This is a genomic window from Rhizobium cerradonense, from assembly GCF_030182455.1.
Lineage (GTDB): Bacteria > Pseudomonadota > Alphaproteobacteria > Rhizobiales > Rhizobiaceae > Rhizobium.
In genome coordinates this window covers 1-1,818 of the sequence record NZ_JAQJCK010000066.1, presented here as the reverse complement: position 1 = coordinate 1,818, position 1,818 = coordinate 1, and the positions used below count along the sequence as shown (strand labels likewise).

The following is a 1,818-nucleotide window of genomic DNA, read 5'->3' as shown; positions in this document are numbered from 1 at the left end:
AACTCGACAGCGCCTCCTGTTTCGCCTGCCGATGTTGGCGGATCCATTTCCAAAGAAGGTTCGCATTAATCCCATGGTCCAATGCAAGTTGCGCGACCGACGTGCCTGGCTGCAAACAACTTTCGATCAACCGTGCCTTCGACAGCCGATCAAAGCTCCGCCGCCCGTCCCGACCCACGAGCTTCACACGAAGTTTCTCATCCTCATTGGCCATAATATGGTGTCCACCTCTTTTCTGGTGCACACCTCATGCCTCACATCTTTCAATGCCAAAAGGTGCCGCAAAACGCGCGCTTACATTCAAAATCGGTGGATCGATGTTTATAGCAGCTATCTCCTACTTGTTGTTTCCGACTACTGTCTACTTGCTTTCGATCAGTATTTGGCCTGCAGCTATCGCTATAGCCCTGGGCACGGGCCTTTCAGTTTATGATCTTCGTCGAGCGGGATCGGAGGGTTCGGAGGCATTTCATAACGAAATTTGGTTTCCCATCCTCTTAGTGGCCGCATGCGCGGTTTTTCTCTCCGGCATCACGCCGCCCTTCGGGCAGAATTCAGATTGGCCAAAGCATTATGCTTTATTCAATTTGCTGGTGGACCAGTCGTGGCCTCCGAAAGTGCACCTGGATAATGGCGATTATTTTCTGCGCTATCCTGTGGCCTGGTATGTTGTTCCGTCTCTTTTCGGCAAGGCCGTCGGCAAATGGGTTGTCCCCATTGCAAGCTACGGATGGACCGTGGGGGGATTGTTTATCGCGCTACGCATCGCATTTCGCAACCAGAATGGCTGGAAGACGCAAGCAGCGGCATGTGCGATCTTCCTGTTGTTTAGCGGCGCCGATATCGTCGGATATGCCATTACGCAATTCAGCGAAGGGCCTACTTTTCATATCGAGTGGTGGGCAGGCTTCGCCGAGAGTCCTGCGAACGTCACCAGTCTACTGTGGACACCGCAGCATGCGATTCCAGCATGGATCGCGGCTGCGCTTTTCCTGCGATACCCCGAACAATCGGTGCGAAACGGGATGACGATTGCAGCAGCGCTCGCTGGCTGGTCGCCCTTCGTGTTGATCGGCATGGCACCTGTTGTGATTTTGGCGCTTATCAGGACGGGCATCCGGCAGGCGCTCTCAGTTCAAAACGCTGCGGCAGCGGTGCTGCTGTTCGTTCCAATCCTTCTGTTTTTAGCGCAGGGAACCTCCAGTTTGCCCATTGCGCCCGGCTGGACCGACCGCTATTTCACTGTCCCGAAGTTCTTTCTTTTCCTGGTGCTCGAATTCTGGCTGCTGGGGGCCTGTATAATCTGGGTAAACCGGTCGGCCACGGTTCCCGTCTTTATATGTCTCGTTTTCCTCACCGCGCTCTCGTTGACAAGAGTTGGGTTCCGTAACGATTTAATGATGCGCGGCGGCATCCCAGCACTTTCAATCCTTGCGATTTATTCTGCTGAAGCCCTTCTCAAAAAGAGCTTCCGCAGAACATGGCCGCTCGCGACATGCCTTATCGTCGGAGCTATCAATCGTGAGCGTCCGGTGAGCGGATTTTGCTGAACGAGCCAGTTAGGCGATGTTCTGGCATTAGAACCAGCATTAGTGCTGACATTAATACCAGAACTGAGAGGTTGGCATGGCTCGCATGGAGATTATTTCCGGCGTTGAGCGTAGGCGGCGATGGTCGAAAGAGGCTAAGCTGGAGATATTGGCAGAAGCAGATCAGCCTGGCGTCCGCATTGGGGATGTAGCCCGCCGGCATGACATCCATCCGGGTCAGATCCGTTTATGGCGAAAGACATTCAGCCACTTTAGTGCGTCGCCATCG

Annotated in this window: 3 protein-coding genes; 2 read left to right on the top strand and 1 reads right to left on the bottom strand. The window is 53.9% G+C overall.

The features are described 5' to 3' along the window. Window positions 1-214 (bottom strand): transposase (locus PH547_RS33655; RefSeq protein ID WP_285170478.1); only part of this gene is annotated, 214 nt, incomplete at its 3' end. Window positions 215-317: 103 nt separating this feature from the next. Here PH547_RS33655 and PH547_RS33650 point away from each other — a divergent pair. Together PH547_RS33650 and PH547_RS33645 are read left to right on the top strand one after the other, a co-directional pair. Beyond that, entirely contained in the window at window positions 318-1,550 is a 1,233-nt protein-coding gene (locus tag PH547_RS33650) for a hypothetical protein (protein ID WP_285170476.1), read from the top strand. Window positions 1,551-1,626: 76 nt separating this feature from the next. Next, window positions 1,627-1,818, top strand: a 192-nt coding sequence (locus PH547_RS33645; protein WP_285170473.1) for a transposase, incomplete at its 3' end; no start/stop codon positions are given.